Origin of the sequence: Oscillatoria sp. FACHB-1406 (assembly GCF_014698145.1) — a bacterium.
Lineage (GTDB): Bacteria > Cyanobacteriota > Cyanobacteriia > Cyanobacteriales > Spirulinaceae > FACHB-1406.
The window spans coordinates 46,680-69,038 of sequence record NZ_JACJSM010000025.1 but is presented as its reverse complement, the minus strand read 5'-3'; the positions used below and the strand labels follow the sequence as shown (position 1 = coordinate 69,038).

General features: G+C 48.9%; 21 protein-coding genes. 6 read left to right on the top strand and 15 right to left on the bottom strand.

The annotated features are described in order from the left end of the window. Positions 1–304 precede the first annotated feature (304 nt). Positions 305–742: a YlqD family protein gene (locus H6G50_RS20075; protein ID WP_190720423.1), complete on the bottom strand. Its 438-nt coding sequence runs from the start codon at positions 740–742 to the stop codon at positions 305–307. Between the two features lie 45 nt (positions 743–787). Beyond that, a complete protein-coding gene (locus H6G50_RS20070) occupies positions 788–2,719 on the bottom strand; it encodes a long-chain fatty acid--CoA ligase (RefSeq protein ID WP_190720355.1) in 1,932 nt (643 codons plus the stop codon). Between the two features lie 266 nt (positions 2,720–2,985). On the opposite strand from H6G50_RS20070, the gene H6G50_RS20065 reads away from it, so the two are divergent. Next, the gene (locus tag H6G50_RS20065) at positions 2,986–3,870 is read left to right on the top strand and encodes an SH3 domain-containing protein (RefSeq protein WP_242032912.1); all 885 of its coding nucleotides are present in this window, start codon (positions 2,986–2,988) and stop codon (positions 3,868–3,870) included. Between the two features lie 126 nt (positions 3,871–3,996). On the opposite strand, the gene H6G50_RS20060 is transcribed toward H6G50_RS20065, so the two are convergent. Continuing rightward, positions 3,997–4,896, bottom strand: a complete 900-nt coding sequence (locus tag H6G50_RS20060; RefSeq protein WP_190720352.1) for an alpha/beta hydrolase — start codon at positions 4,894–4,896, stop codon at positions 3,997–3,999. 39 nt (positions 4,897–4,935) lie between these two features. Here H6G50_RS20060 and H6G50_RS20055 point away from each other — a divergent pair, with 39 nt between their 5' ends. Next, the gene (locus tag H6G50_RS20055; protein WP_190720349.1) at positions 4,936–5,427 is read left to right on the top strand and encodes an NUDIX hydrolase; all 492 of its coding nucleotides are present in this window, start codon (positions 4,936–4,938) and stop codon (positions 5,425–5,427) included. Positions 5,428–5,467: 40 nt separating this feature from the next. On the opposite strand, the gene H6G50_RS20050 is transcribed toward H6G50_RS20055, so the two are convergent. Both H6G50_RS20050 and H6G50_RS20045 read right to left on the bottom strand, forming a co-directional pair. Then, positions 5,468–6,319 carry an SWIM zinc finger family protein gene (locus H6G50_RS20050; RefSeq protein ID WP_190720346.1) on the bottom strand — a complete coding sequence of 284 codons (852 nt, stop codon included), beginning with the start codon at positions 6,317–6,319 and terminating at the stop codon, positions 5,468–5,470. A 78-nt stretch (positions 6,320–6,397) separates the two neighbouring features. Next, positions 6,398–7,222, bottom strand: coding sequence for a M15 family metallopeptidase (locus tag H6G50_RS20045; protein ID WP_242032911.1), 825 nt, complete (start codon positions 7,220–7,222; stop codon positions 6,398–6,400). Between the two features lie 90 nt (positions 7,223–7,312). Between H6G50_RS20045 and H6G50_RS20040 the strand changes: the two genes are divergently transcribed. Further along, positions 7,313–8,260, top strand: coding sequence for an AEC family transporter (locus tag H6G50_RS20040; RefSeq protein ID WP_190720343.1), 948 nt, complete (start codon positions 7,313–7,315; stop codon positions 8,258–8,260). A gap of 38 nt (positions 8,261–8,298) precedes the next feature. On the opposite strand, the gene H6G50_RS20035 is transcribed toward H6G50_RS20040, so the two are convergent. The 3 genes from H6G50_RS20035 to H6G50_RS20025 form a co-directional block, all read right to left on the bottom strand. Beyond that, positions 8,299–8,649 carry a hypothetical protein gene (locus H6G50_RS20035; protein ID WP_190720340.1) on the bottom strand — a complete coding sequence of 117 codons (351 nt, stop codon included), beginning with the start codon at positions 8,647–8,649 and terminating at the stop codon, positions 8,299–8,301. A 149-nt stretch (positions 8,650–8,798) separates the two neighbouring features. Then, positions 8,799–9,377, bottom strand: a complete 579-nt coding sequence (locus H6G50_RS20030; RefSeq protein ID WP_190720337.1) for an ATP-binding protein — start codon at positions 9,375–9,377, stop codon at positions 8,799–8,801. A 439-nt stretch (positions 9,378–9,816) separates the two neighbouring features. Beyond that, entirely contained in the window at positions 9,817–11,268 is a 1,452-nt protein-coding gene (locus tag H6G50_RS20025; protein WP_190720333.1) for a glycosyltransferase family 39 protein, read from the bottom strand. A 264-nt stretch (positions 11,269–11,532) separates the two neighbouring features. Between H6G50_RS20025 and H6G50_RS20020 the strand changes: the two genes are divergently transcribed. After that, on the top strand, positions 11,533–13,527 hold the full coding sequence (locus tag H6G50_RS20020; RefSeq protein WP_190720330.1) for a family 10 glycosylhydrolase: 1,995 nt from the start codon (positions 11,533–11,535) through the stop codon (positions 13,525–13,527). A gap of 127 nt (positions 13,528–13,654) precedes the next feature. Here H6G50_RS20020 and H6G50_RS20015 read toward each other — a convergent pair whose 3' ends face one another. From H6G50_RS20015 to H6G50_RS20000, 4 genes are all read right to left on the bottom strand, one after another. Next, positions 13,655–14,524 carry a M48 family metallopeptidase gene (locus H6G50_RS20015; RefSeq protein ID WP_190720326.1) on the bottom strand — a complete coding sequence of 290 codons (870 nt, stop codon included), beginning with the start codon at positions 14,522–14,524 and terminating at the stop codon, positions 13,655–13,657. A gap of 172 nt (positions 14,525–14,696) precedes the next feature. Then, a complete protein-coding gene (locus H6G50_RS20010; protein WP_190720414.1) occupies positions 14,697–15,023 on the bottom strand; it encodes an STAS domain-containing protein in 327 nt (108 codons plus the stop codon). A 17-nt stretch (positions 15,024–15,040) separates the two neighbouring features. Next, positions 15,041–15,463: a DUF6691 family protein gene (locus H6G50_RS20005; RefSeq protein WP_190720323.1), complete on the bottom strand. Its 423-nt coding sequence runs from the start codon at positions 15,461–15,463 to the stop codon at positions 15,041–15,043. An 8-nt stretch (positions 15,464–15,471) separates the two neighbouring features. Next, on the bottom strand, positions 15,472–15,897 hold the full coding sequence (locus H6G50_RS20000) for a YeeE/YedE thiosulfate transporter family protein (RefSeq protein ID WP_190720320.1): 426 nt from the start codon (positions 15,895–15,897) through the stop codon (positions 15,472–15,474). A 176-nt stretch (positions 15,898–16,073) separates the two neighbouring features. Between H6G50_RS20000 and H6G50_RS19995 the strand changes: the two genes are divergently transcribed. After that, complete coding sequence (locus H6G50_RS19995; RefSeq protein ID WP_190720317.1) at positions 16,074–18,140, top strand: NAD(P)H-quinone oxidoreductase subunit 5; 2,067 nt, start codon at positions 16,074–16,076, stop codon at positions 18,138–18,140. Positions 18,141–18,245: 105 nt separating this feature from the next. Here the strand turns inward: H6G50_RS19995 and H6G50_RS19990 are convergent, their stop codons facing one another. After that, positions 18,246–18,911 (bottom strand): Uma2 family endonuclease, encoded by a 666-nt coding sequence (locus H6G50_RS19990; RefSeq protein WP_190720314.1) that lies wholly within the window; start codon positions 18,909–18,911, stop codon positions 18,246–18,248. A gap of 185 nt (positions 18,912–19,096) precedes the next feature. Further along, the gene (locus H6G50_RS19985) at positions 19,097–19,432 is read right to left on the bottom strand and encodes a hypothetical protein (RefSeq protein ID WP_190720311.1); all 336 of its coding nucleotides are present in this window, start codon (positions 19,430–19,432) and stop codon (positions 19,097–19,099) included. A gap of 503 nt (positions 19,433–19,935) precedes the next feature. Here H6G50_RS19985 and H6G50_RS19980 point away from each other — a divergent pair. Beyond that, positions 19,936–21,111 carry a transaldolase gene (locus H6G50_RS19980; protein WP_190720308.1) on the top strand — a complete coding sequence of 392 codons (1,176 nt, stop codon included), beginning with the start codon at positions 19,936–19,938 and terminating at the stop codon, positions 21,109–21,111. Positions 21,112–21,427: 316 nt separating this feature from the next. Here H6G50_RS19980 and H6G50_RS19975 read toward each other — a convergent pair whose 3' ends face one another. Beyond that, a complete protein-coding gene (locus H6G50_RS19975; protein ID WP_190720304.1) occupies positions 21,428–22,351 on the bottom strand; it encodes a histone deacetylase in 924 nt (307 codons plus the stop codon). Positions 22,352–22,359 lie beyond the last annotated feature (8 nt).

The following is a 22,359-nucleotide window of genomic DNA, read 5'->3' as shown; positions in this document are numbered from 1 at the left end:
AATTCGTAATTCGGGATATGATATAGCGTTTTTCGTTTGCGTGAGGTACAGTTCTAAAAATCAAATCGGTAGGGGCGCGGATTTCGAGGTCGCCTCGAAATTAAACGCCGCCCCGTAGGGGCGAATGGTATTCGCCCGCTGGGTGTACCTCATTCATGTGAAAACTGCTATAGTCGGGTGAAATCTTAGAAAAATCGGCAATGCCCACCCAAGTGGTAAATATCGCTATTCGTGTCGTTAAACGACTCTCTAATAATAAAAAAAGCGGGTTAATTACCCGCTCGATAAATTAATCCTTGTTCCCTTAGATTTCGCCGCGAACTTCTTCAACGATTCCGTCGCGAACGAGAACTTCAACCGTCATCTTTTCAACAAGATTATCGCCAATCTCAACCTTGAAATAACTTTCTAATTGTCCTTGGGCGACTTCTTGTTCCATTTCTAATAACTGAACTTGTTGCAATTGTTGGAGGAATTGATTTTTCTGCTCCAACATTTCGCTCTTTTTCTGATTGACTTGACCGTTAATAGTTTCAATTTGCTGGGCGGCATTCGGAACCGTTTGTTTTTGAATTTCCGCGATCGCGCGCTGTCCCTGTACGTCCAACTGCTGCAATTGAGCGTCAATTTGATTGATCTGCGTTTGCAATTGGCGCTGAACTTCCTCCTTCCAACGGGGCGTAACGACCACTTTAAGCGTAACCGGACGCTTTAAGAACAAACTTGACTTAGCTTCATCCATCATTTTGAATTTTGTAATGCGTGAATTTGGAATTGCCGCAGGACGCTATTTATAAAACATCTCGTCAATAATAGCGCGATAGCGTTCGCTGACAACCGGACGGCGAATTTTTAGTGTTTGCGTCATCATGCCATTGTCAATCGAGAACGGCTCGAGGAGCAAGCGAAAAGTTGCGATGCGATCGTCGGCGCGGTATCCGGGGCGATTTTGCACCTCTCGCTTCAATTCTTGGCGAAACAGATCCAAAACGCGATCGCTATCTAAATCCTTTCGCGCCGTTTCTCCCGCTACCGGAATATTTAACGGCGGCGTTTGTTGTTCCCCCCACAACCCCAACGCTTCCAGATTAGGCACAATCAGCGCCCCCAGCGCTTTTTGGTCTTGTCCGGTTAACATAATTTGGTCGATGTAGGGGCTGCGAACGCAAGCATCCTCAATCGGTTGCGGTTCGATATTTTCGCCATTGCTCAAAACAATCGTATCCTTCGCGCGTCCCGTCAGTACCAAATCGTTCGAGGCTGTTACCCAACCCAAATCGCCGCTATCGAACCATCCTTCCGGATCGATCGCTTTAGCCGTTGCTTCCGGCTGCTTATAGTACCCTTGCATTACCTGCGGCCCGCGCAACAGCACCAACCCGGTTTGTTCTGGCGGCAGCGTTTGCCGGGTGAGGGGATCGATAATGCGAACCTCAGTATAGGGCATCGGCGGCCCCGAGGAACCGCGCAAATTATGCGAAGGACGGCGCACGTTCGTAATCGGCGCAGTTTCCGTCAGCCCGTAGCCCACCAAAATCGTTACCCCAATAATCTCGTAGAACGTATCGAGGTGTTTGGCGAGGGAACCACCGCCGCTAATGACGTAATTGAGTTGTCCGCCCGTTGCTTCTCGGACTTTGTTGTAAACGAGTTTTTCGCCCAGCGCGTGGAGAGGTGCGAATAGAAATGCTTTCAGGCGCGCGAGCAAGCGTTCTGTCGAAGAGGGATGAAGATTCTCCAAACTCAGCCCTTCAGCAAGGCGTTTTGCCGTAACGTAGCCCTCGGAAACGCTGAGGAAAAAATTCACTAAGCGCTGTTTATTAGCAGGTTGTTCGCGAAACTGTTTTTGAACGCCTTCGTAAACAGATTCCCACAAGCGAGGAACGCCAACCATGAGATTGGGTTTAAAGGTTTTTAAATCTTGTTTGAAGTAACGAATATTAGTATAAATTTGCGTGCAGCCGCGAGAAAGAATGTAGTATTCCACCGTGCGTTCGTAAGCGTGCCAACTGGGAAGAATGCTGAGGACGCGATCGCCCGCTTGCGGTTGAATTACGGTTGCCGCCGTTTTGACTTGATGTAAAATATTCCCGTGCGTCAGCATTACGCCTTTGGGTTTTCCCGTCGTCCCGGAAGTGTAAAGTAAGGTCGCTAGCGTGTCTTCTCGTTGCTTTGGCAGTTGCAAGGTGCTTGCCTCTCCCCGCACCATCAGTTGCTCGAAATTGAGAACCGGCCAGGGATACTCGGACTTCAGGGGTTCGTCGGAGAGTAAAACAACCCAGCGAATCGGGAGTTCGTCGAGTTCGGGACGGAGTTTATCGAGGGTTTTGAGGTTTTCTACTACCAACCCCGTACTGTCGCTATCGCTGAAGATGTAGAGTAACTCATAGCGATCTGCCGCAGAAGAACGCACGACATTCACTCCGCCCGCTGTCATAATTCCTTGGTCGGCAATTAACCAACGGGGACTGTTATCGGCAAAAAGAGCGACTTTATCGTTTTCTCTCATTCCCAACAACTGCAAACCCGAAGCAAACTGCTGAATCTGATGATAGAGTTGCTTGTAGGAAATTCTAACCTCAGGCTTGCTGTGGGGGTCGTGGAGGGCGGTTATCGAGCCAAACGTTTGGCTGGCAATTTGCCAAATTTGCGGCAACGCTCGGATCTGGGAATAATCCGCAGCATCGATGCTGGAGGGTTTTGAAGGATTCGCGAGCATAGGATTCTTAGGCAATAAACGCTACATCTATTAATCTCTTTCCACCTTAGCGCCCGATCGCCCTCAGTTTAGCAGGAGAGTAGACACCAATTGCTTCTGTCCGACTCGCAGGGCAAGAACAATTCCCCCATTCCATCCGTCTCGTGCTGCTTCTCGGACTTGAATCTTAAAAATTGCAAACTATGACGATTTACGACAAAAGATTCAAGTCCCCAACGACCGTCGTGGAGTAATCATTACGAACTACGAATTACGAATTACGAATTATGTTGACAGATTTGTATGTAGTTAAAACCGAAGGATTGAACGTGCGTTCTGCTCCTCTTGTTAAGGATGATAATCGGATTGCGGCGATCGCGCTTGGGGATGTTGTTGCCAAAATTGACGTTACGCCCGATGAGGATTGGTGGAAAATTTCAATCCGTCACGGTGGAGAGGTTATCGAAGGCTTTGTCGCGAAAAACTTTTTAGAACCCGCCCCAAAACTCGTACAAGCCATTGGTTGGTTTAAGGAACAGTTTAGAGGCAAGATTGAAAGCGCGATCGCGGGAACGCCCTTTACCCTGGATTTGCTGACCGCGATCGCCGTCCAAGAAACTTACTATATTTGGGGAAAACTCTACCCAACCTTACCGCTTTCTGAAGTCTTAAAAGTCTGCGTCGGCGATACCTTCGATGCTCCCAATCGTTCTGCATTCCCAACGAATAAAGACGATTTACTCGCAGTGACGGGAGGTAAAGAAATGTTTGACATTGCTCGCGAAGCTTTAATCGCTGTTGGCGCGCATATCAAAATTTATAAAGATCGAGCCGATGCCGACTCGAATAAGTTCTGTCGGGGGTTCGGAATTTTTCAGTTAGATTTGCAATTTTTTAAAGACGACCCGGATTACTTTTTACAGAAGAAATGGCACAGCTTCGATGAATGCTTAAAAAAGGTTATCCCCGAACTCAAAGACGCTTTGAAACGAGCTTATAAAACGGAGAAAAAAGCTTTAACTGAAGAGGAACAAGTCTATGTTGCGATCGCTTACAATCGCGGATCGGTGGACTTTTCTCGCGGCTTTAAGCAAGGACATAAAGACGAAGAGGGGAAATACTATGGGGAATATATTTGGGAATATCTACAACTAGCTCGCTCTGTTCCTTAGATATAGCATTTTTCGTTGGCGTAAGGTACACCGCGCGGGCGAATGCCATTCGCCCCTACCCATCTAATTTTAACTATCGCTGCTGCTTGCCTTCGTCAATTAAGCAATTAAGACTCGAGCAGTTCGTTAAGCCGATCGCGCGAATTCCTGTTGAAGTTCCGCGATCGCGTCGTCCAATTCCTGGTGATGGAACCAACCGACAAATCCTCCCCAAAGGCAGTCTCCGTGACGATTGGCAACGAAAATATGTTCGGTGCCGATGGGATGTCGCCAGCGATGCAAAGTCGTGCCATCGGGGAAGGTATAGTGAACCCGATTGGCTCGAAAATCTCGTAAGTGCGCGTCCGTCATCCCCGGAACCGCTTGCAACCGCTGGATGAGGTGATTGCTAAAGCAAGTTGGGGAGGGGGAAGGAAAGTGAGGATTTTTCCAGAAGTGGCGGATAGCGGGAATCAAGCGCGGTGCTTTCTTGAGGCGATCGTGATGCAGTCCGTGGATGCAGACGAAGTGCGCCCCGTAAAAGCGCGTACTACCAACCGTAATCGTCCCGTCGCTACCGTTGTCGATGTCACCGGCGATAATCAGGGTGGGAATTTCAGCGGCAATGGTTTGCGCGATCTCGCGGCGGTTTATCCCTAAGTCTCGCGCGATTCCTAAGCCCCAATTTAAGGGATCGAAGGCGCGCGCCAAATCCGCACCGCCCACCGGCGAGGCGATGAGAATTAACGATTCAACGCGCGATCGCCATTCGGGGTGTCGGTGTAGCACTTCCAACCAAATCAAACCGCCCATCGAATGACCGATAATACGGACGGGCGTATCGGGATAGCGTTTCATATTGCGATCGGCGATCGCTTCGACGCGCTGAATCAGCGGTTCAATTCTCAACCAAGTATTGAACCAACCTAAATCCGGGACGATAATTTTACTATTGGGAGGGGCAACGCTTTGGGCTAGGGAGGCGATCGCGCTTCCTGTATCCGCCCAACCGTGCTGAGCGTATAAGATACAATCTGGAGAACTCATAGTTACAATAAAACTTCGCTCGAGGTCAATTATAAAAATATGAAGCGCGATCGGATCCAGATAGATGACAGTTGGTATCAGCGTCCGTTAGGCGTTCGCGAGAGCATTTCCGCAGGAGGAATTATCGCACGCGAGGACAGCGGCACGATTTACATTGCTGCTGTGCGGGAAGCTAGTAAAGTGAAAAACGCTGCCTACGTTCTCCCGAAAGGGCGTTTAGAAGCGGGCGAAACGATTGAAGAGGCGGCACGGCGGGAAATAGCAGAAGAAGCGGGATTGACGGATTTAACGCTACTGGCAGAACTCGGCATTTTAGAACGGCTTGATTTTCGCAAGCGTTCTTGGAAAATTATTCATTACTTCCTTTATCGCACCGCCCAAATCGAGGGAAAACCGACCGACACAACGATCGATTATCAATTACACTGGTTCCCTTTAGACGAACTGCCTCCCTTTTTTTGGCCGGAACAACGGCAGTTAATTGAAAAGAATATGGAACTCATTCGTGAGTCTTTAAAGCGCGATCGTTAAAGACTCGCTCTCAATGTTGTCCATTGTCCATTATCAATTATCAATTATTCAGCGCAGTTTTAATCGCTTCTTGGCTCGCGGTTTGGTAAGCTTGTTGGAGATATTGGCGCACCGCGATCGCGTCCTCAGAAGCCAGGGGAATGCTACCCAACAAATCGAGAACTGTCTTGCGTTCGGTTGGCGGTGCAATAACAACGAGAGACGACTCTAAAGGCTCATCGTACTGCCAAAAATTCTCGAAAGTTTGCGGCGTTTGAGCGCTCGGAGAGTTTGCCTTTCCCTTCTGAGTTGTTCCCTTAATCTCTGCTTGAGAGGGAGTCTCTTTCCCCTCGACATTCCCGCGTTTTTTAGTCGTTTTATTGCCCTTACCGCGTAACTGACGCAACGCATCGAGAATTTGTTGGCGAGTGCGTCCTCGCAACTGAAACAGCACAAACGGATCTTCGCTAAAGCGATCGCCCAATTGATAATAAACTGCACCAATATGTTTGCAAGGATTGGCTTTATCGGGACAGCTACAGCGCGAATGAATATCGGCGAGCGTAAAGGGAAATAAACTCAAACCATTCGCGGTAAACACTTGCTCGATATTGTCGGGCATTTCTCCGGCTAAGAGTTGAGCCGAAAATAGTGCTTTTTCCGACATCGTTTCGACGATATAGTTCCAATCTTCCTCAGAAAAAGGAGCAAGAGAAAGGGAAACTTGGTAGGGTTCCGGTTCGCTACCTTTAACTTTTGCTAAAACTTTCGCCCCTTGAAATTCGATGCTTTGAACATTGCCTTCACTGGCATATTTTCTCGCCCTCTCTAAACGCTTGCGAAAGCGATAGGAGTCAAGCAATTCTAACCACCGCTCGACCCACCATGCTCGACTATCAATGTATTCAGTCATTTTAGTAAATAGTGAATAATGAATAGGGAATAATTTTTCCTCTCTCATCCCCTCTTTCCTGCCCCGCTCCCGAAAAATCTATTTAGGTAAATTATGGGCGCGGTAAAACATTTCTAAACTTTTAATATCGCCGACGTAGCGCCAATGCCAAGGTTCGTAACTCACGCCTTGAGCATTGTTACGGGGGAAGGATAGCTCGAAACTATAACGCGGTGCATTTTTTTCGAGCCACTTAAAAGCAGCCGTTTTTTCAAAAGCGATTTGTAGGTTAGCAGAAGGAGCGTTGCCATCGCCGATATCGATCGCGTATCCAGTATGATGTTCGCTGTATCCCGGTGGCGCGCTGACGGCGGCGCGCGTACTAGCAACTTGATTGCGCTGCGCCTTAACCTCAAAGAATAAACGATTTTGCTCTTCGACGGTACGAAAGGCAGAGATAGGAGCGAGAATCACGCCACTGGCGCGGGCGGCGGCAGCCATTTCTCGGTACTTTTTAGCGGCAGTTTTGTGCAAGCGCATTCTACCATCGGCAGCGATCGCTTCTAACTCGGCTGGGGATGCTTCTTTATAAGGTAAATGTCCGAGGACATTTTCAACCGGAGCAGAGGGACTGACGACGGGAGAAGCACCCTCTCCGGGAACGGAACTCGTCCCATCGGGGTTAGAATTAGCATTCGGTGTGGTGGAGGTAACAGTTTTTTGGGAGATTTGGGAGATAATCAAAACGCTACTGAGGATCGCGATCGCGCCGAGTCCCAGCCCTCCGGTTAAATACAACGCCGGACGTACCCAATTGCGCGGCTTAGCGGGGGGGACATCTCTCAACGCTTCGGGGATGTCATTGCTGAGTTCCAGAGTCGGTTTGCTCGCTCTCCAAGCGATCGCCTTATTCCAAATCTTCAATGTTGTCACTCCTGCACTCAACCATCGAATCTTTTATAACGAAGTTTATCGAAGTTTAGCCCGCTCCCGAGCGAAAAATCTGAAATCGCCATGACCGATTTAGGCTCTCAACTCTTAATCTTGTACCTGCGATTGGGCAGCGGCGTAGTCTTGGGCTGGGGATTGGGACGCATTTTGCCCGCTACCGTTCCCGCTCAGCTGGGGCGCTTTCTGTATTGGGTGGGCGTACCGCTGAGCGTCATTGCTTTTTTGCGAGGTGCAAAACTTTCGGGGGCGGTGTGGTTGGCTCCCGCGATCGCGTGGTTAGCGATCGGCTTAGGAGCGAGTTTAGCGCTGCTATGGCTCAAATTTAACCCAAAAACAGAATCAAAGCTTACCCAAGCCGATTTACGAGCTTTTCAGGGCAGTTTTTTACTGAGTTCTATGGTCGGAAATACCGCCTATCTCGGCTATCCCATCGTTCTTGGATTGGGGGGAGAGCGGTACTTTGCTTGGGCGCTCTTCTACGATCTCGGAGGTACGCTATTTGGGGCGTATGGCTTGGGCGTTGCGATCGCGGCCCGTTTGGGAGCCACAGAAGAAAATTCTCGCACTTGGTTCGCTCCCCTCCTCAACAATCCAACCCTGTGGAGCGTCGCCGTTGGTTTGGGGCTTCGCCGCGTCGCCCTTCCGGAAGCGGGCGAACGGGGGTTACACTTATTAGCCTGGACGACGGTTGCGCTGTCGCTGGTCTTAATGGGAATGCGTTTGAGTCAAATTCGCTTTTGGAAAAATTGGCAACCGGCGGCAGTGAGTTTAACCATTAAAATGTTGCTCGTTCCGTCGCTGCTGGGAATGCTTCTCTCCCAGTTTGGCGCGCTCTCCTGGGAACGTTTCGTCCTGGTTTTACAAATGGCAATGCCGCCAGCCTTTGCCACTCTAGTCATTGCGGAAACCTACGATCTCGATCGCGAACTTGCTGTTACTTCCCTTTCTTTAGGCACGATTGCTCTGCTCCTCATCTTACCGATGTGGGTTGTTCTGTTTTCGCCGACTTGAAGGTCAAACTTCAGTTTTCCCCTTATCAAGGCTCGACTTCACACCAACTCTAACTCTAAAGTCGGCATCAATCGTTGCAAGTTTTTTAGCGATTTTCCCTGCCAGGGAATTGCCCGAGAACCCATGATTTTGAGCGCGATCGTTTTTTGTTGGCGCACCCGGATAACAAACTTTGAGAGAACGTTAATTCCAGAACTATTGAGAAACTCCAACTCTCGGAGATCTAGCATCAGAGCGGGAGGGTTTTGGGTAACAACATCGTGAAATAACCGAACAATTGGATCGTACTCTTGCATCCCTCCCAGTCGTAAAGATCCATAACAACGGATGGTTGAAGCCTCGACATCGTACTCCACGCCATACGTTTCACTTTTAATCTCCGTATCCATAAATTCCTGTCATCCAAAAAATAGGGATTATCGATGTTATCTTTAAATAAGGCTAGTCAAGAAGACGAGAGCTTAAGCCTCTCAACTCCGCACGCCTTTTGCTTGTAACAAAGAGTTGCTCTCTTTTGGGCGAGCGATGCAAGGATAGCTCACACTTCCAATTGAACCATCGTTGTTACCATAATTGTTTCTGGCTCTTCGCGAATTTTTTCAAACTTCCAGCCCAGCTTCGCCTCATAATCGACCATCATCGTTAAATAACCGAGATGCGAAGATTGCTTCTCTTCGAGAGCATTACTCTCTAACTGATCGATATAGAGTTCCTGCGGGTTCAAAGTCGTTAGCTTTGAGATGTAGTTTTGAAACCCTTCGATCGCATCCACAGCCACACTATTGGAAACGAGAAAAATGATGCGATCGCTGCGTAAATGAAGGCTCAGACCGATCGGTTCTCCTGAAGAGTCGTCGTTGAACTTCATCGCATTTTCCAAGAGTTCGTTCGCAATATAACTCACTGCGCCCTTAACCTCAATGCGCCGAGTTATACTGTCGCGATCGTTTTCTCGACTCGGAAAAAAGGTTGTCATGTAATCCGCTAAAAAATCCGCAGAAAGGCCATTTGTATGCCATCGCTGTTTTAAAGGGATTGAACTAGGCGAAAAACCGACAATTAAATACTCCTTAGTTTCCGGCAAATTGAGGAGAAACTCTCCAAATACCTGAATCATACTCTCTGGTTTATCGTTAGGGTGGCACTGTCGCTTATAGTTCAAAGGAAACTGATGACTATTCGTGAGTGAGTTAATCACAATATATTGCATAATCTGTCAAAAAGTCATACTTGCTTCGATTTTTGTCCAGCTTTTTCCATCTTTCGAGGTCATACACCGCTTTTTAGCAATATGCAAAAGCTAGCATTTTTTATCCGTCGGGGTTGTGATTCGAGGTTTCAGGTCTGAGACTCTTTTAAGCAAGTGGACGCAGTTTCTGCGTAATTTTTTTGCCAGTAGATGCTCTATCCTCTTATGGAGGCATTGGATTCACACAGATTTTTAGTCTTTTTTAAGGATAGCAGGCTTGGAGTTACCATCAATTTAAGCGAACCTAGGAACTGAGGCACTCGCCCGATAAACTGCATTGTACTGGGGGAGTGAGGAGCAATTCCCTTCACTGCGACTGCACTTCGAGTAAAAAAACGCTGGTTCCATCTAAAGTTTTCTCAATTTTAACCTTAAATCGCTCCGCGATCGCTGCGCGCAGATAGGGGTTCTGCTGGCCATATACCAGCCATAGCCGCGAGCGAACGGGCGGTAGCTCTTGCAACCATTTTTCAGTATTTACTTTCTCAATCTTTTTTCCTTCTCCTGAGATTAAATCTTTGAGGTAGATGGGAGCAAAACCGCGATAGTAATGCTTCAGAGGAAAATCAGTTTTATGAACGATTGAATAGACAATAATATCTCCAACCTCTTCCTTGGTATCAATTAACTGGGCAATGTCGCGGTAGCGATCCGATGCGCCCATATAACGTTTTTTCATATTGTAATAAGTCCAAAGGCCGCTACTTACTGCAACTCCATAAGCTGCTGCAATACCTAAAGCGAGCAGACGCGATTTCAAGCTAATTTCTCGCCAACCAATCGCTAAGATCGCGAGCAGGTAGGGTAGAACGAGCATGACATAACGACTGCTCCAAATTGAAAAGAAGGCATGGGAAAAAATAAAGATCGAAGCCGCTGGTATAAAAGCAAAAGCAAGAAGCCAACGAAATTTTTCCGATCGCCACTGTCGGTAAATTGCGAACCCCATCAGGCCCAACAACATAAAAAGAAACCCTTGAAGCAACGTCGAAATATAGGGTGGTGACGGCGGGTAAGGAAAAACAGTTAGAATTCTTAATTCCCGCAAAACATTGGCAATTCCGGGAACCGGCAGAATTAAGATGTGGGCATTAGCTGAGTCTTTAACTGATATCGCTGCGGGAATACTGGCGATTCCAATGAGTAAAAACCCAGTTCCAAACTTGATAAGTCGAGATCGCTGTTTCCCGAACTTGGCAATAATAATAGCAAAGTCTGCAAATAATAAAACTCCATTGAGGGGAGTTGTAATCAGGCATAAAAAACGACATAAACACCACCCGAAATAATCAGAGGACTTCTCAGGACGATCGAGAGCGCGGGCTAGAAATAAAGTCCCTGCGATCCCAAAAAAGACGCTCATCGTATAATACCTAATTTCTTGAGCGTGGTTGATAAATAAGGGAGAGACTGCGAGCATCAGAGCAGCAAGGAAGCCGATTTTTTCTCCAAATAAATATCGTCCGAGTTGGTAGAGCAGAACGAGACTTCCCATCGCGAAAATAATCGCTAATCCTCGCAGCCAAGAATCGCTATCATCGATCTTCAGCCAGAGGTTTAATACGATATAATAAAGCAATCGACCGCGATTAAATTCACATTTATCAGCATCCAAAATACTAATAAATTCATCGATCCAAAGTCCTCTTCGATCGAGCTTATAGAGATAGAGAATACTCGAAAAAATTAGGATCGATCCGATCGGCACATAATGCTTAAATCGGTTATTGCTAAGCCATTCCTGAAAGGGATTATTCATGTTAAACGACCCAATCGATTTCTCAGAGCTTCTCTTAAAGATGATGACAAGCGTCGATAAAGAAAAATGGGCAAGCTGGGAGACCCGTCCGAAGGATACAGCGAAGCGGCTTGGCGTTAAGCCTAGAGGGCGAGAGAGACGTGAGAGGGAGCGATCGCGCTCTGGTCAAGAGAATAGCTGAGAGTTAAACTACGTTCTATTCAAACACGCTTTACGACCAAATGTCCTCCGTATCGACTTACTCTTAACGGGATAAATCCTCCGATGACAGCGATAAATTTTTCAGACATCACCAATCATTGGGCCAGACCATTTATCGAAGCCTTAGCCGCGAAAGGGATTCTTGCAGGCTTTCCCGATGGCACCTTTAAACCGAACCAAATCGTCAATCGCGCTCAGTATGCCGCTGTTTTAAACCAAGCATTTAAGCTGCCAACCAAACGTGCAGCAATTCAATTCAAAGATGTTGCGCCTAATTATTGGGCAGCCCCAGCCATTAAAAGAACCTACGAAATGGGCTTACTCGCTGGATATCCCAGCTTAGACTTTCGACCCTTAGCGGGACTCACTAAAGCTCAGCTTTGGGTATCTCTGGTTAATGGGTTAGAAATTCAGTATGCGGATGCCGTCCGAATCGATGCCTCAAAGTTATATCAAGATTGGGAAACAACTCAGAATTATGCGAGGACTCCGATCGCCATTGCAACCGGCAGAGGCTTAGTCGTCAACTACCCCAATCTCAAAGCCCTCGAGCCCAACCGCCCCGCCACTCGCGCTGAAGTCGCCGCCATACTTTATCAAGCCTTAGTCGCCATCGGACAAGTCAGTCCCATCGCCTCGCCCTACATCGTTCCGCCCCCCACCGCCCAAGGACCGACCACCGTCAAAGTTTCCCACACCCGAGAATTCCGCGCCGTTTGGGTGGCAACGGTATGGAACCTCGATTGGCCTTCTCAATCATCGCTGACGACGCAACAGCAACAGCAAGAACTCCTAAAAATCATTCAAACGGCAGCAGATCTAAATCTCAATGCAGTCATCTTACAAGTACGCTCCGAAGGCGATGCCCTTTATCCCTCATCCTTAGAACCTTGGAGTCATTGGCTGACGGGGACGCAAGGACGCGCGCCGAACCCAGCTTGGGATCCGCTAGCCTTTGCGGTTGACGAGTGTCACAAGCGCAACCTCGAATTCCACGCTTGGTTTAATCCCTACCGTGCGAAAACCAGTGCGAGTACGCAGCTAGGTGCGACTCATATCATGCGAGAAACACCGAGTGCCGTGTATAACTATGGTTCTCAAGCTTGGATGGATCCGGGACTCCAGGTGGTGCAAGATAGGACGTATGCGGTGATTTTGGACGTGCTGAACCGCTATGATGTCGATGGCATTCACCTAGACGATTATTTTTATCCTTACCCGGTGGAGGGTCAAGCGTTTCCCGATAGCAAAACCTACGACGCTTATCGGAGTGGGGGCGGAACGTTAAGCGCGAGCGATTGGCGTAGGGATAATGTGAATAAGATGGTCAGACGGCTGAAAACCGGGATTACTGCCGCTAAACCCCACGTTAAGTTCGGAATTTCGCCGTTTGGAATTTATCGACCGGGACAACCGCCGGGAATTACGGGGATGGATCAGTACGAGACGCTGTATGCGGATCCGAAGAAGTGGTTGGCGGAAGGCTGGGTGGATTATATCGCACCGCAGTTGTATTGGCGCATCGACCAAGTACAGCAGAGTTATCCGACGTTGTTGAAGTGGTGGACGGAGAATAACCCGAAGGGGGCGCACGTTTACCCGGGGAATAATTTAGCGCGTTTGGGTCAACCGTCGTGGACGTTTGATGAGTTTAAGAACCAGGTGAGTCTGACGCGGCAGATGGCTTCTAAGTTAGCGCTGGGCAATATTTATTTTAGTATGCAGACGTTTTCGAGCGATCGCGACGGCATAGTTGCCCAGTTCCAGCAGCAAATCTATCCCAAACCTGCATTAGTACCGACCTTAGCTTCCCTAAAAGCGCCCGCACCAAAACCGCCAGCAGATTTGAAGGTCAACAATGGTACGTTGAGTTGGACGGCGGTAACGGACGGCAGCACGCGCGCTTGGACGCTGTACCGTCGGGAGTCAAACGGCTGGCAGTTAGTGGATATTTTGGCGGGGACGCGGACGAGTACGACGCGACCGGCAGGAACTTATGCGCTGTGCGGCGTGAATCGCGTTGGAGAGGAGAGCGAAGGCGTTGTCGCAACGGTTTAGGGATAATTGATAATGGACAATTGATAACGTTCGGATCTGTTAATTGCTCTGTTGAGATTTAGTCTCTTTTGTGATGTACCGGAAACCCCCGACGCTAGACGGCGATCGGGGGTTTCCGGAGTCAGCGTTATTGAGCGAAACGACGGAGTAAATTGCGATAAGAAACAGCATCTAAACCGTTGACTTCGCTGGCGGTGGGAGGATTTTCTTGGAGCATTTGGCGCAAAGTTTGGACGCGATCGCTAACATTAGGATGCGTGCTTAAAAAAGCTGGGGGCGAACCGCCGCGTTGGAGTTTTTGCATAAAGCTAACCATTGCCGAAGGCGCATAGCCCGCACGACGTAACATCGCCAATCCGATGCGATCTGCATCGAATTCATCGCCGCGACTGTGAGGCAAATTAAGGGCAAGATCGACCCCGATTTGAACTGCCGTGCTTTGGTCGAGTCCGGCGACGGCAAGCGCCCCAGAAGCTAGGGCTTGCTGGCGCATTTGCCCGACTGCGTGCCGTCCGACAATATGCCCGATTTCGTGGGCCATAACACTCGCGAGTTCGGCTTCATTTTCGGCTTCGTACATCAAACCGGCGTTGATATAAACAAACCCGCCCATCGTTGCAAAGGCGTTTATTCCAGGATCTTCGACAACTTGAAACGTATAGGGAATATCGGTGCGATCGCTCGCGGCTGCCAAACGCTGCCCGATAGAATTTATATAGGCCGTCGCTTCGCGATGATTGGAAATCGGCGTACCTTTGCGGTTTAACTGCACGCCAACCTGTTGATTAATTTGCTGTCCGAGTTGAACCTCCTGCTGGTCGGACAGATTCGAGAGTTGAAAAATTTGAGCGCCGCGCATCAAGAGTTCCCACCAAGAAATCGCTTGCGTCGGCTGCGGCGTACCGACGATTAAGCTTAGCGCCGTGACACCTGCGAGGAGTCCGTAGAACCAACGCCGTTGGGAACGCCAAAAAGAGGCTAAGGATCTGTTTAACATCGCTTAAATTTTTAAAAAAGAAGTTGGAATTGACGGGCAGAGTTCTAGCTCCCACTGGTTAAACTAGACGCAACTTGAAGCTCTCAGTTTCCGTTATAGCGTTGCGCGGCGCGATCGGCAGAGAATAGAGTCGGGCTTTGCTCTGTAGAGAGTAGTCGGCTAGCGATCGCGACTAGCACAAAACGAGATGAATTTTGGCATCGAAGGCGTACTCGAGGCTATCAATTTCATCAAATTCTAGATCGAGTTCTGTAATCTCTAACATCGAGCGCACCGATGGCTTCATATTTAACAAAAAGAGACGGCATTGATGTTGTCGGGCAACTTTGCGGATGGCAACCAACGCCGTTAAGCCGAAGTGGTCGATCGTATTGACCTCAATCAGGTCGATAACCCACACCGAATGTTCCGGAATTGGCATCAAATTGAGAATTTTTTGTTGGAGGAGTGATGCCCCCTTAATATCTAAATTGCGCTGGGGACGAAGCAGTATGTTCATATCGGGCATCGCGCTATCTAATCTCGTCTATTTAGCGCGTAAGCTTCGTAGGCAAAAGAACCCGCAAACAACGCGATTAAAAATAATAGCGGGTTCCAAACCCCCAACATCAGCGAAACGATCCCCGGTCCCGGACAGTAACCGCTAATTCCCCACCCAATGCCAAACAGCACCGCACCTAGCAACAGAGGTAGATCGATATCGTTGCGAGTCGGCAGGGTGAATTTTTCAGCCAAGAATGGATGAGGGCGACGCAGAATAAAGCGGAAGGAAATTAGGGTTACGCCGACCGCACCGCCAAGAACGAAGAGGAGGGTGGGATCCCAGGTGCCAGCCAGATCGAGAAAACCGAGGACGCGATCGCGGTCTATCATTTGCGACAGACCCAAACCCAAACCAAACAATAAACCCGATAACACAACCACTAAATTTTGTTTCATTCTTTCCTTTAAGCTCCCGCAAACGCATGGCGCGACATAAAAACCGTTATAAACCCCGTCGCTAAGAATGTCAGCACTGCTGCTAAAGAGCGCGCCGACAAGCGCCCCAACCCGCATACCCCGTGTCCGCTCGTGCAGCCATTGCCCATGCGCGTCCCGAAACCGACTAACAACCCGCCTGTTAGCATCGCTGCCGGGGCAAAAGTAGAACGAGGCGTAGGTTGCGATGCGAGGACGTATTCGTAAAGCGTGCCGCCCGCCACCATCCCCAACAAAAATAGCCAGCGCCAGCGCTCCGAGCGAGCCAGACTTATTGCACCATTAACCATCCCGCTAATCCCCGCAATGCGCCCGTTAAACGCTAAAAGCAGGGTCGCGCTCGTCCCAATCAGAAGGCCGCCCACTAAAGCGGTCAGCCCGTTAAATTCTGCCATTCCGTTTGCTATTCGTCGATTTTTCTCTCAGTTTAGCGTGCCTGTAACGCTGTCGGATTGAGGGACAAGGCGCGATCGATCTCGCCTCGTGCGATCGCTTCCTTAAAGAACAGTCTGTGGCACAATGGTTCACGGTATTCTACAAATAGTGAAGAAATATAAAGTAGGAATTGCTAATGGAACCGCTCTATCAATATGCCTGGTTAATCCCAGTGCTGCCCTTGGCCGGAGCGATGCTCGTCGGTATCGGACTTATCTCCTTTAATAAGGCGACCAACAGCCTCCGACAAGCAAACGCAGCATTGGTCATCTCTTTAATGGGCATCGCGATGGGTTACTCCTTCGCCCTGCTGTGGAGTCAAATCCAAGGTCACGCACCCTACGAACGCAGCTTTGAATGGGCTGCCGCCGGAGATTTCCATCTGACGATGGGGTATGTCATCGATCCCCTCGCCTCGTTAATGCTCGTCATCGTTACGACTGTTGCCTTTTTGGTCATGGTTTACACCGATGGCTACATGGCACACGATCCGGGCTACGTTCGCTTCTATTCTTATTTGAGCCTGTTTGGCTCCTCGATGCTTGGTTTGGTCATCAGTCCCAACCTCGTCCAGATTTACATCTTCTGGGAATTGGTCGGGATGTGTTCTTACCTGCTCGTCGGATTTTGGTACGATCGCAAAGCGGCCGCCGACGCTTGCCAAAAAGCCTTCGTTACCAACCGCGTCGGCGACTTTGGTCTGCTGTTGGGAATGCTCGGCCTCTATTGGGCGACCGGTAGCTTTGAATTTGGCATCATTGGAGAGCGGTTGCACGACTTAACCGCATCCGGCGCGATTTGGTCGGGCTTAGCCGCTCTTTTAGCTATTCTCGTCTTTCTCGGCCCCGTCGCTAAATCCGCGCAGTTCCCCCTCCACGTCTGGCTGCCGGACGCAATGGAAGGCCCTACGCCCATTTCCGCCCTCATCCACGCGGCTACGATGGTCGCTGCCGGAGTCTTCCTAATTGCTCGGATGTATCCGGTGTTTGAAGATATTCCCGTCGCTATGAATACCATTGCTTGGACGGGAACGTTTACGGCCTTCCTCGGTGCATCGATCGCCATCACCCAAAACGATATCAAAAAAGGTCTCGCCTACTCCACCATCTCTCAGTTAGGCTACATGGTCATGGCAATGGGCGTTGGAGCTTACAGCGCCGGTCTTTTCCACCTCATGACCCACGCCTACTTCAAAGCGATGCTTTTCCTCGGTTCCGGTTCCGTCATTCATGGCATGGAAGGCGTTGTCGGTCACGACCCTGTTTTAGCCCAAGATATGCGCTTGATGGGCGGCCTGCGGAAATATATGCCCGTGACCGCGACCACCTTCCTGGTTGGCACTCTCGCCATTTGCGGGATTCCCCCCTTCGCTGGGTTCTGGTCGAAGGATGAAATTTTAGGCTTGACATTTGCAGCGAACCCTGCAATGTGGTTAGTGGGTTGGCTGACGGCTGGGATTACCGCCTTTTATATGTTCCGGATGTACTTCAGCACTTTTGAAGGGAAATTCCGGGGCAACGATATGGGCCTTCGCAAGCAATTGAAAGCTGCGGCTGCCCCACCCGAAAGCGAAGAAGTTCTCGAACCCGCCTTCGCGCCCGGGGCAATGAACCCGAAAGAGTTGGAACATAGCAGCCATTCCCACAGCCACGAACCCCACGAATCGCCCTGGACGATGACTTTCCCCTTAGTCGCGCTAGCAGTGCCTTCGGTATTGGTGGGTTTGTTGGGTCGTCCTTGGGCAAACTCCTTTGAAGCGTTTATTCACGCCCCCGCAGAAACGACGGCTGAAATTGCCGAACATTCCGCGCATTTCAACTGGACTGAGTTTTTGATTATGGGCGGCAGTTCCGTTGGGATTGCCTTAATCGGGATTACGCTGGCATCGGTGATGTACTTGCAAGGGAAAATCGACCCGGCCGCGATCGCCAAAAAAATCCAACCCTTGTACCAACTCTCTCTCAACAAGTGGTACTTTGACAACATCTACAATAAGCTTTTCGTCCAAGGTAGCCGTCGCCTCGCGCGGCAAATGCTGGAAATCGACTATCGCGTTGTTGATGGTGCTGTTAACTTCACCGGACTCGTTACTGTCCTCGGCGGTCAAGGCTTAAAATACTTTGAAAGCGGACGCGCGCAATTCTATGCGTTGATTATTTTCGCTGCTGTATTGGGCTTTGTCGTCGTTTCTGGTTTGACGTAACGTTAAAATCCTAACGGTATTGTAGGGGCAGCCGCAATGTAGCTGCCCCTATCTTTTGAAAGTGAGTTTACGCTCTAACTTGGGTTGGAACCCAAGGTAGGCGATTTAACTTTCACTATCTGGGTCGATTCCTAATGCTCGGAGTTTAGCAGCTAATCGTTCTGCCCGTTGAGCTTCTTGTTCTGCACGCTGAGTGGCTTGTTGCAACCTTTCTTCCAGTTCGAGCGTAGTCAGAAACTTTCGCCCGTCGGGACGATAAATTGACAGCGTTTCCGGAGTTAAAACAAAACGAATCCCCAACCTCGGACTGGTAAACCCGTCCATTTCTTCAACAAAGGTTAAGTCTCCTTCTTCGCGCAGCAATCCATCGAGTTCGTTCGTATCGGGGTCGTAAATGTAATATTCTTCTACCCCATAGCGATTGTAGAAATTGAACTTTTTGACCATCTCCTTGAAACGATTCCCCGGAGAGAGAATCTCAAAGATAACTTGCGGGGCGATGTTGTCTTCTTTCCACTGTTGGTAAGAACCGCGATCGCCTTTTGGTCGTCCGAAGATTATCATAACATCGGGGGCGATGCGGATTTTGGGGGAACCTTCAACTGCATACCATAGCAAATCCCCTGCTACAAAGACTTCAGGATTTTCGGCGAGGAGAAGTTCGAGATTTTCTTTAATTAAGACAATCCAGCGATATTGTTTTGTATTATCGGCCATCGGTTGTCCGTCGCTGTCGGGGTAGAGAATTTCGCGATCGAGGGAAACAGTCATAAGCAATACGACCTCGAGAAGCTTTGTTTCCTAATTTTAAACGATGCGGTATACCGATGTACTCATCGTTAATATTAACCCTGCCATAAAAAAACTCAGACGAACAAATTGCCCGTCTGATTTTCTTTGTAACTGATGGAGATTGGCTCTGTTTGTCTATTCGGAGTAATGATTAAATTGTAAGCTTATAGCTCGACAACAGCCATTTTTTTCTTACTTTTCGGATTGCGAATGATGACGGTATTATAGGGAGCAGTATCGATTCCATCGGGGACAGGAAGGTTAAAACTGCCGTTCATTGCTTTAAGCTCGCCCAGTTCGAGACTTTTGTTCAAATTACCGTCGGTTGCCAGATAAGCAGTGAGTTTTGTATCTTCGGTTTCAATGTCAATATCTCGGAAGAATACCACTCGACCGCCATCAGGATCGATGCCCAAAATCACCTTACCTTGCATGGATATATCTTTTTCTTCTTCTTCAATCGTTCCCATTTTGATTTTGGACGGGTCTTGACCGGGCATCGCTTTTCTCCTGAATGGCGAATTTTTTCTAATTTATAAAAACTTGATTAATTTGAAGATTAACTCGGAGAAGGACGCGATCGCTAAAGTCTTAAGATAGAGTTTCGAGCGAGACTCCGATCTATCTTGGGTTAGATGAACGACGCTTCGACGCTAGAGAACCTGTTCAACCTGAGTTCGATAGACGAGTAATTGCTGTGGTAGAGATAGAGTAATACTTTGAAAAAATCTATACACTGAGTTTATCGCGGAGGATGGAGAATCGATCGAGGCGGAGCGATCGCGCTTTTAGTTTGCGCTGGCATTTTGTTCCTCTTTTCTTTAGTCTTTCTTTAGAAAGCAACACCCCAAAAGCAACCGCTCAATCCCTCTCCCTACAAAGCTTTTAGCCATTAAAACCAGCGCATCCTCTCCGGAACGGTCAGCACGAGATCCGCAATACAATTGAGGCAGTTGAAGATTTAATACCCTTCGACCGGAGACTTAAACCCTAGGAGTTGAACATGGCTGGGAACTTGCTCGAACAACTGCGAGAAATGACGATTGTCGTCGCAGATACCGGAGATATCCAAGCGATCGAAACGTTTACACCGCGAGATGCGACGACGAACCCGTCTTTGATTACCGCAGCGGCGGAAATGCCTCAGTATCAAGCGATTGTCGATGATACCCTCAAGCAGGCGAGAAAGGACTTAGGGGATGGGGCGGATGCGTCTGAAGTCGCTACTTTAGCCTTCGATCGCTTAGCTGTCGCCTTTGGGCGGAAAATTCTCGAAATTATTCCCGGGCGCGTTTCGACGGAAGTAGACGCGCGGTTGTCCTACGATACGGAAGCGACGCTAGCTAAGGCACGCTACTTAATTTCGGAATATGAAGCAGCGGGCGTTTCGCGCGATCGCATCTTAATTAAAATTGCTTCGACCTGGGAAGGAATTCGCGCGGCGGAAATCCTGGAAAAAGAAGGTATTCACTGCAATTTAACGCTCCTTTTCGGCTTCCACCAAGCAGTCGCCTGTGCGGAAGCGGGCGTAACCCTGATTTCTCCCTTTGTCGGACGCATTCTCGATTGGTACAAGCAGGAAACCGGACGCGATTATGCCCCGGCTGAAGATCCGGGCGTAGAGTCTGTAACGAAGATTTACAACTATTACAAGAAATTTGGCTACCAGACGGAAGTTATGGGCGCAAGCTTCCGCAATATTGGCGAAATTACTGAGTTAGCCGGTTGCGATTTGCTGACAATTTCGCCGAAACTGCTCGATGAATTGCGATCGACAGAAAACGAACTGCCTCGCAAACTCTGTCCCGAAACAGCAGCGAAGGAAGATCTCGAAAAACTGACAATGGATAAGGAAACTTTCGAGAAGATGCACGCCGAAGATCGCATGGCTTCCCAAAAGCTAGAAGAAGGGATTCTCGGATTCTCAAAAGCCCTAGAAGCGCTCGAGAAACTCTTAACCGAACGACTCTCCGCCATAGAAACAACAGAGACTCCACAACAACCCGCTTGCGATATCTTCGCAATTTACGATCTCGATGGCGATGGCGCAATTACTCGCGAAGAATGGATGGGATCGGATGCGGTTTTTGATGCCCTCGATCTGAATGGCGATGGTAAGATTTCCCCTGAAGAAATCGCCGCTGGTTTAGGCTCGGCATTCCGTTTAGCTAGCGTTTAATTCTTAAAATCTATGGCGCTACAAGAAATCCCCCTTCATCGGGGGATTTTATTATTTTTACGGGATTAATTCCGATAAATTACTGTGGGTTATAGCGCTACTTGTTAGCTATCCGAGTTTCCACCCTTCAAATAACGGCGACCTAAAATTATGAATTATGAATTATGAATTATGAATTATGAATGGTGAATTACGAATTACGAATTACGAATTACGAATTACGAACTACGAATTACGAATTACGAATTACGAATTACGAATTACGAATTACGAACTACGAATTACGAATTACGAATTACGAATTACGAATTACGAATTACGAATTACGAATTATTGGCTCAATTGTGGCAACAACCGATCGCCCCAAAGCCTCGAGATCGTAACCGCCCTCCAAACCAAACACAATTCGTCGCGTTAGCTGTAAGATGACTTCGGTGAAAGTGCCGAAATCCTCCGGTTCCAGGTCGATTCCTGCCAGTCGATCGGCGCGATTGGCATCGTAGCCCGCGCTGACAATTAACAAGTCGGGGTTAAATTCTGTTAAGAAAGGCTTGACTTTTTCCTCAAAAGCCAATGAATATTCCCCAATCGTACTGCCGGGACGCATGGGGATATTGAGAACGTTGTCGTATCGCCCACACTCCTCAATGCGCCCAGTTCCGGGATAGCAAGGAGATTGATGCAAGGAACAGTAGGCAATCTTGGCGCTGTCTTCGGTGATGTATTGCGTGCCGTTGCCGTGGTGAACGTCCCAATCTAAGATAGCAACGCGGCGAATTCCGGGCTGTTCGAGGGCGTAAAAGGCGGCGATCGCGGCGTTGGAAAACAGGCAAAATCCCATCCCGGATCGGTGTTCGGCATGGTGTCCGGGAGGACGCGCCAGCACGAAGGCGGGGTTATTTGAGGCGAGGACGCGATCGACTCCATCGAGCCAAGCACTGACGGCGAGGAGGGCAACATCGTAACTCTGAGGCGAAACGGGCGTATCCGCATCGAGGTATCCACCGCCGTTTTCCGCAATTTCGCGAACGAGGGCGATATATTGAGGCTGATGAATTTTCTCCAGCCAAGGCATTACATCCCGTTCTGCTAAGGGCGTGGGGAGTTGCCAATCGACGCGATCGCGATGGGGTGATGCTTTAATGGCTTCGACAATGGCAGTGAGGCGTTCGGGACGTTCTGGGTGCAAGCGTCCGGTGAGATGTTCGAGGAAGCGATCGCTATAAATAACAGGTAGCATAGATTCCC